Below are 7,705 nucleotides of genomic sequence, written 5' to 3' on the forward strand. Positions count from 1 at the left end.
CTCGCCGGTGGCGCCGGTGGTGAGCTTCGCCGCCGACGTCGCCTCGCCGTGGAATGATCCGGACCGGCCGTTCGATCACATCCTCTATACCGTGCCCTGGAATATGGCGGAGAATCCGGCTGCTTCGATCAACGGCGGCTACAGCGCCAAGGGCTTCCCGATCGGCGTGCAGATCGTCGGCAAGCGCTTCGACGATCTCGGCGTGCTGCGCATGGCGAAGGCATTCGAAGGCCTGCGCGGCGAACAGAAGCCGTGGCCGGTGGCGCCGCGCTAACGCGCGCTGCGTCCCAAGCACAATGTCATTGCGTGGGCTCGACCCGCGCATCCATCTCCTTCATAAAGATGGATGCGCGGGTCGAGCCCGCGCATGACTCGTACAAACAAAAACACGCTGGAGGAAACCAGATGCCGTTCGAGACCATCAAATACGAGGTGGCCGATCAAATCCTCACCATCACGCTGAACCGGCCGGACAAGCTCAACGCCTTCAATCCGACGATGCAGCACGAGCTGATCGAGGCGTTCGACAAGGCCGACGCCGACGACAACATCCGCGCTATCATCGTCACCGGCGAAGGCCGCGCGTTCTGCGCCGGCGCCGATCTGTCCTCCGGCGCCGACACTTTCGATCGCGACGCCCGCCGCGGCCCGGTGCGCCGCAACGCCGACGGCTCGACCGACTACTCCGACCCGCAGGTGCGCGACGGCGGCGGCCAGGTGACGCTGCGGATCTTCAAGTGCCTGAAGCCGGTGATCGCGGCGGTGAACGGCCCGACGGTCGGCATCGGCGTCACCATGCAGCTGGCGATGGATATCCGCATCGCGTCCGAAGCCGCGCGGTTCGGCTTCGTGTTCTCGCAGCGGGGCATCGTGCCCGAAGCGGCGTCGAGCTGGTTCCTGCCGCGCATCGTCGGCATCGCCCAGGCGTTGGAGTGGTGCTACACCGGGCGTGTCTTCCCGGCGCAGGAAGCACTCGCCGGCAAGCTGGTCAGCCGCGTGGTGCCCGCCGATCAGCTGCTCGAGACCGCGCGCACGCTCGCCAAGGAAATCGCCGCCAAGACCGCACCGGTGTCGGTGGCGCTGATCCGGCAGATGATGTGGCGGATGATGGGCGCCGACGATCCGATGGAAGCCCACAAGATCGACAGCCGCGGCATCTACGAGCGCGGCCGCTCCGACGACGTCAAGGAAGGCGTCACCTCGTTCCTGGAAAAGCGCCCGGCGCAGTTCAAGAACAAGATCACCACCGATATGCCGCCCTACTTCCCGTGGTGGGACGAGCGCGACTACAAGTAAGCGCAGTTTAGAAGTACGTCATTCCGGGGCGCGAACGAACGTTCGCGAACCCGGAATCCCGATCTTGTTGCAAAGAGAGATTCCGGGTTCGCGCTTCGCGCGCCCCGGAATAACGCCGTGCTTGAAGTCCGTAGGATGGGTTGAGCCGGAGGCGAAACCCATCCTACAGACTAGCCCTCCTTCGCCGGCGCGGCTTTCAGCTCGGGGAAGTCCTCTTCGGAGAAGGCGAGCCCGCGCAAACTATCGGCCTGATCGTTGTCGTGCTCGATGCGGCGGAGCTGGACGCGGCGAATCTTGCCGGAGATGGTCTTCGGCAGTTCGCTGACGATCTCCAGCTTGCGGATGCGCTTGAACGGCGCCAGCCGGCCTTGCATGTGCTTGAAGATCGACAGTGCGGTGTCGCGCGAGCGCTCGGCGTTCGCCGTGAGCAACACATAAGCTTTCGGGATCGCCAGCTTGATCGGATCGGGGCTCGGCACCACCGCAGCCTCCGCTACCAGATCGTGCTCCAGCAGCACGCTCTCGAGTTCAAACGGCGAGATTCGGTAGTCCGACGACTTGAACACATCGTCGGTTCGGCCGACGAAGGTCAGATAGCCGTCCTCATCCGCAAACGCGACATCGCCGGAGCGATACAACTCGCCATCGGCGCCCGAAAGCTTGCCGCCCTCGCCCTGATAGCCCTGCATCAGCCCGGCGGGGCGCGCATCACCGAGCGCCAGCGTGATCTCGCCCTCCTTGGCCGGATGGCCGTCGGCATCGGTGATGTTGACCACGTAGCCCGGCAGCGGCCGGCCCATCGAGCCGATCTTGACCTTCTGGCCCGGCGAGTTGCCGACCATCGCGGTGGTCTCGGTCTGGCCGTAACCGTCGCGAATGGTGAGCCCCCAGGCCGCCTTGACCTGATCGATCACTTCCGGGTTGAGCGGCTCGCCGGCGCCGCAGACTTCGCGCAAGGCGACCTGATAGTCCGCCAGCTTTTCCTGGATGAACATCCGCCACACCGTCGGCGGCGCGCACAGCGTGGTGACGCCGCAGCGGCCGATGGTGGCGAGCAGGCTCTTGGCATCGAACCGCGGCTGGTTGACGACGAACACGGTGGCGCCGGCATTCCACGGCGCGAAGAAGCAGCTCCAGGCGTGCTTGGCCCAGCCCGGCGATGAGATATTGAGGTGGACGTCGCCCGGCTGCAGCCCGAGCCAGAACATCGTCGACAGCGCGCCGACCGGATAGGAGCGCTGGCTGTGCCGCACCAGCTTCGGCTTCGCAGTGGTGCCGGAGGTGAAGTACAGCAGCATCGGATCATCAGCTTGCGTCGGCCCGTCCGGCGTGAACGCATCGGATTGCTGCGCGGTCTCGCCATAAGCGAGCCAGCCGTCCTGCGCGTCGCCGACGACGATGCGGAGCAGATCGTCGCCGCCGAGGCCGGCGAACTTGGCGACCTGATCCGGCGCCGCCACCACCGCCTTGGCACGGCCGCGGTCGAGCCGGTCGCGCAGCTCCTCCGGGGTGAGCAGCGTGGTGGCCGGAATGGTGACAAGGCCGAGCTTGATCGCCGCCAGCATCGTCTCCCACAGCGGCACGACGTTGCCGAGCAGCAGCAGCAGATGATCGCCGCGCTTCAGCCCCTTGGCCCGCAGATAGTTCGCGACTTGGTTGGAGCGCTTCGACAGCTCCGCGAAGGTCGGCTTGACCTCGCTGCCGGTGGCGCCGTCGACGATCCACAGCGCGGCGCGATCACGGCTGTCGGGATGACTGGCGAGTTCGGCGTCGAACCAGTCGAGCGCCCAGTTGAACGGCACCGGATCTGGCCAGCGGAAGCCGGCGACCGCGGATGCGTAATCGGTGCGGTGTTGGAGCAGGAACGAACGGGCTTGCTGGAACGTGGTCATGGCGACACCTCGATCACGAGGCACAGCGTCCACCGCCAGTTCACCCGTCATTGCTGGGCTTGACCCGCCTGCGGGGCCGAAGCCCCTTCGGCGCGGCGAAGGCCCGGCAATCCATCGGATTGCGAAGAGCGATGGATGCGCGGGTCAAGCCCGCGCATGACGGCGATTACGGAGGTGTCGCCGTGCGAAACATCAAACGCTTACTTCCGCCCCTGCTCGCGCAGGTAGTTGATGATTCCGGAAAAGTCCGTGCCGCCGTGGCCGCCCTGTTCGAACGCGGCGTAGATCTCGGCGGCGTGCTGGCCGAGCGGGGTCGAAGCGCCGGCCGCCTTGGCGGCTTCCTGCGACAGCTTCAGATCCTTCAGCATCAGCGCCGCGGCGAAGCCCGGCTTGTAGCTGTTGTTGGCGGGCGATGCCGGCACCGGGCCGGGCACCGGGCAATAGCTGGTGAGCGACCAGCACTGCCCCGACGACGTCGAGGCGACATCGAACAGCGCCTGATGCGACAGGCCGAGCTTCTCGGCCAGCGTGAACGCTTCCGACACGCCGATCATCGAGATGCCGAGGATCATGTTGTTGCAGATCTTCGCCGCCTGGCCTGCGCCGGCGCCGCCGCAATGCACGATCTTCTTGCCCATCTTTTCGAGCACGGGCTTGGCGGCCGCGAACGCCGCCTCGCTGCCGCCGGCCATGAAGGTCAGCGTCGCGCCCTTGGCACCACCGGTGCCGCCGGAGACCGGCGCATCGACAGAGGCGATGTCGTGCTTGGCAGCGAGCGCATGCGCCTGCACGGCGCTTTCGACGTCGATGGTCGAGCAATCGATGATCAGCGCGCCCTTGGCGGCGTGCGGCAGGATCTCGTTCCACACCGCCAGCACATGCTTGCCGGCCGGCAGCATGGTGACGATGACGCCCGCGCCCTTCACCGCATCGATCGCGGTCGGCGCGATGCTGATGCCCTCGGCCTTCGCCGCCTCGCACGAGGCCGCCACCAGATCGAAGCCGGCGACCTTGTGGCCGGCCTTGGCGAGATTGCCTGCCATCGGCCCGCCCATATTGCCGAGACCGATGAATGCGATATCCGTCATGTCCCCTTCCTCCCCTTGCCTGTCCCCGGTGCTTCAGCCCGGAAATTTCAGCTCGTTGTCGCCGCGATCTTCAAAGTAGCGCGCCACGATCTCCGGCGTCACCTCTGCGATCGTCGCAGGCCGCCATTTTGGCTGGCGGTCCTTGTCGATCACCGCAGCGCGGACGCCTTCGACGAAATCGTCGCTGACGAACACCTGCAGCGCGGCGCGATATTCATGCACCAAGCATTCTTCCAGCGACGCCCTGTGCCGCGCGGCGCGCAGCAGTTTCAGCGTCACCTTCAGGCTGGTCGGCGATTTGATGCGCAGCGTCTTCAGCGCGGCTTGCGCGAACTCCGAAGTATCGCTTTCCAGCGTGGCGACGATCTGTTCGATCGTCTCGTGCCCGAACCAGCGGTCGATCTCGGCCTGATGCAGTTCGGCAGGGCCCTTGGCCGGCTGCTCCGCAAAGCGTGCGATGATGCCGCTGACCTGCTCGGCCGATGCTCCGCTCGGCGCCTCGGTGAGCGCCTGGCGCAGCGCCGCCCAGTTCGCGGTCGGCACATAGGCGTCGGCGAACTCCGCGTGGATCGCGTCGGCGCCGTTCATGATATCACCGGTCAGGCCGAAATACGTGCCGATCTCGCCGGGCGAGCGCGTCAGCAGCCAGGTGCCGCCGACATCGGGGAAGAAGCCGATGCCGACTTCCGGCATCGCGATCTTGGTCTTGTCGGTGACGATGCGGTGGCTGCCGTGGCCGGAGATGCCGACACCGCCGCCCATCACCAAGCCGTCCATGAACGCCACATAGGGCTTCGGGTACTTCGCGATCTTGGCGTTGGTGATGTATTCCTCGCGCCAGAACACCTTGCCGAGATCGCCGCCCTCGCGCGCGCTGTTGTAGAGCCCGACGATGTCACCGCCGGCGCACAGCCCGCGCTCGCCGGCGCCCTCGACCAGGATCAGCGCGACCTGTGGATCGGCGGCGAAGGCGTCGAGCGCGTTGTCGAGGTCACGCGCCATCTCCAGCGTCAGCGCATTGATCGCCTTCGGCCGGTTGAGACGGATGACACCGGCGGAGCCTTCGCGCCGGACGATCAGATCGGGTTCGGTCACGGCACCATTCATCGATTGGCCTCGAGCAGCTTGCGCGACACGATCAGCCGCATGATTTCATTGGTGCCTTCGAGGATCTGGTGCACGCGCAGGTCACGCACCAGTTTCTCGATGCCGTATTCGGCGAGATAGCCGTAGCCGCCGTGCAGCTGCAGCGCCTCGTTGGCGACCGCAAAGCCGGCATCGGTGGCGAAGCGCTTGGCCATCGCGCACAGCTTGGTGGCGTCGGCATCCTTGCGGTCGAGCGCCGCGGCGGCGCGCCACAGCAGCGTGCGCGCAGCCTCCAATTCGGTCGCCATGTCGGCAAGCCGGAATTGCAGCGCCTGGAATTCGTCAAGCCGTTTGCCGAACGCCTTGCGCTCTTTCATGTAAGCGAGCGTCTTGTCGAGCGCGGCCTGGGCGCCGCCGAGCGAACAGGCGCCGATGTTGAGCCGGCCGCCGTCGAGGCCGGCCATCGCGATCTTGAAGCCGATACCTTCGTCGCCGAGCCGGTTGGCGACCGGCACCCGCGCGTTCTCGAAAATCACGGTGCGGGTCGGCTGCGCATTCCAGCCCATCTTGCGCTCGTTGGCGCCGAACGACAGGCCGGGCGTGTCCTTCTCGACCACCAGCGTCGAGATGCCGCCGGGGCCATCGCCGCCGGTGCGCACCATCACGACGTACAGATCATTGGCGCCGGCGCCGGAGATGAACTGCTTCTGGCCGTCGAGGATGTAGTGATCGCCGTCACGCACCGCGCGGGTGCGCAGCGCCGCAGCATCCGAGCCGGAGCCCGGCTCGGTCAGGCAGTAGCTGGCGACCTGCTCCATGCTGCACAGCTTCGGTAGCCAGCGCTGACGCTGCGCGTCGGAGCCGTAGCTGTCGATCATCCACGCCGCCATGTTGTGGATGGAGATGAAGGCCGACACCGACGGACAGCCGGTCGCCAGCGCCTCGAAGATCAACGCGGCGTCGAACCGGGTCATCGCGCTGCCGCCGACATCGTCGCGGATGTAGATGCCGCCGATGCCGAGCGCCGCCGCTTCGCGGATCACGTCCAGCGGCAGGTGCTTGTCTTCATCCCATTTCAGCGCATGCGGCGCGATCTTCTCGGCCGCGAAGTCGCGCGCCATGTCACGAATGGCGCGCTGGTCTTCGTTGAGGTCGAACTGCATGGCAGCCGGCGCTTACTTCATCAGCGGGATCGAGAACTCCGCGCCTTCCTTGACGCCCGACGGCCAGCGCGAGGTGACGGTCTTGGTCTTGGTGTAGAACCGGATCGAATCCGGGCCGTGCTGATTGAGATCGCCGAAGCCGGACTTCTTCCAGCCGCCGAAGGTGTAGTAGGCGATCGGCACCGGGATCGGCACGTTGATGCCGACCATGCCGACGTTCACTTTCGCCGCAAAGTCGCGGGCAGCGTCGCCGTCGCGGGTGAAGATCGCGACGCCGTTGCCGTAGTCGTGGTCGGACGGCAGCGACAGCGCTTCGGCATAATCATGGGCGCGGACGACGCTCAGGACGGGGCCGAAGATCTCTTCCTTGTAGATCCGCATGTCCTTGGTGACGTTGTCGAACAGACAGCCACCCATGTAGAAGCCGTTCTCGTAGCCCTGCATCTTGAAGCCGCGGCCGTCGACCGCGAGCGTCGCGCCTTCCTTGACGCCGATATCGACGTAGTTCTTGACGCGCTCCAGCGCTTCCTTGGTCACCAGCGGGCCGTAGTCGGCGGTCGGATCGGTCGACGGACCGATCTTCAGCGCTTCGACGCGCGGGATCAGCTTGCTCATCAGCGCGTCCGCGGTGGCCTTGCCGACCGGCACCGCCACCGAGATCGCCATGCAGCGCTCGCCCGCCGAGCCATAGCCGGCGCCGATCAGCGCGTCGACGGTCTGGTCGATGTCGGCATCCGGCATGATGATGGCGTGGTTCTTGGCGCCGCCGAAGCACTGCGCGCGCTTGCCGGTCTGCGCGGCGCGCTCATAGATGTACTGCGCGATCGGCGACGAGCCGACGAAGCCCACCGCCTTGATATCCGGATCGTCGAGGATGGCGTCGACCGCTTCCTTGTCGCCGTTGACGACGTTGAGGATGCCCGGCGGCAGGCCGGCCTCGAGCATCAGCGCCGCCAGCGCCATCGGCACGCCGGGGTCGCGCTCCGACGGCTTCAGGATGAACGCGTTGCCGCAGGCGATTGCGGGCGCGAACTTCCACATCGGGATCATCGCCGGGAAGTTGAACGGAGTGATGCCGGCGACGACGCCGAGCGGCTGGCGCATCGAATAGATGTCGATGCCGGGGCCGGCGCCCTCGGTGTATTCGCCCTTCATCAGATGCGGAATGCCGCAGGCGAAC

At 66.3% G+C, this 7,705-nt stretch carries 7 protein-coding genes; 2 read left to right on the forward strand and 5 right to left on the reverse strand.

Features of this window, described 5'->3' with window-relative positions; all coding sequences use genetic code 11:
- Both DYI24_RS16870 and DYI24_RS16875 read left to right on the forward strand, forming a co-directional pair.
- A partial coding sequence (locus DYI24_RS16870) for an amidase family protein (protein ID WP_246701283.1) occupies positions 1 to 274 on the forward strand: 274 nt, incomplete at its 5' end.
- Positions 275 to 405: 131 nt separating this feature from the next.
- Entirely contained in the window at positions 406 to 1,296 is an 891-nt protein-coding gene (locus DYI24_RS16875; RefSeq protein WP_164573123.1) for a crotonase/enoyl-CoA hydratase family protein, read from the forward strand.
- Positions 1,297 to 1,466: 170 nt separating this feature from the next.
- Here the strand turns inward: DYI24_RS16875 and DYI24_RS16880 are convergent, their stop codons facing one another.
- The 5 genes from DYI24_RS16880 to DYI24_RS16900 all read right to left on the reverse strand — a co-directional run.
- Entirely contained in the window at positions 1,467 to 3,188 is a 1,722-nt protein-coding gene (locus DYI24_RS16880; protein WP_164573124.1) for an AMP-binding protein, read from the reverse strand.
- Positions 3,189 to 3,388: 200 nt separating this feature from the next.
- Positions 3,389 to 4,276 carry a 3-hydroxyisobutyrate dehydrogenase gene (gene mmsB, locus DYI24_RS16885; RefSeq protein ID WP_164573125.1) on the reverse strand — a complete coding sequence of 296 codons (888 nt, stop codon included), beginning with the start codon at positions 4,274 to 4,276 and terminating at the stop codon, positions 3,389 to 3,391.
- A gap of 33 nt (positions 4,277 to 4,309) precedes the next feature.
- Positions 4,310 to 5,383 carry an enoyl-CoA hydratase/isomerase family protein gene (locus DYI24_RS16890; protein ID WP_164573126.1) on the reverse strand — a complete coding sequence of 358 codons (1,074 nt, stop codon included), beginning with the start codon at positions 5,381 to 5,383 and terminating at the stop codon, positions 4,310 to 4,312.
- A complete protein-coding gene (locus DYI24_RS16895; RefSeq protein ID WP_164573127.1) occupies positions 5,380 to 6,525 on the reverse strand; it encodes an isobutyryl-CoA dehydrogenase in 1,146 nt (381 codons plus the stop codon). Before DYI24_RS16895 ends, DYI24_RS16890 begins: the two co-directional genes overlap by 4 nt.
- A 12-nt stretch (positions 6,526 to 6,537) precedes the next feature.
- A partial coding sequence (locus tag DYI24_RS16900) for a CoA-acylating methylmalonate-semialdehyde dehydrogenase (protein ID WP_164573128.1) occupies positions 6,538 to 7,705 on the reverse strand: 1,168 nt, incomplete at its 5' end.

It is taken from the genome of Rhodopseudomonas sp. BR0C11, from assembly GCF_010820945.1.
Lineage (GTDB): Bacteria > Pseudomonadota > Alphaproteobacteria > Rhizobiales > Xanthobacteraceae > Rhodopseudomonas > Rhodopseudomonas palustris_H.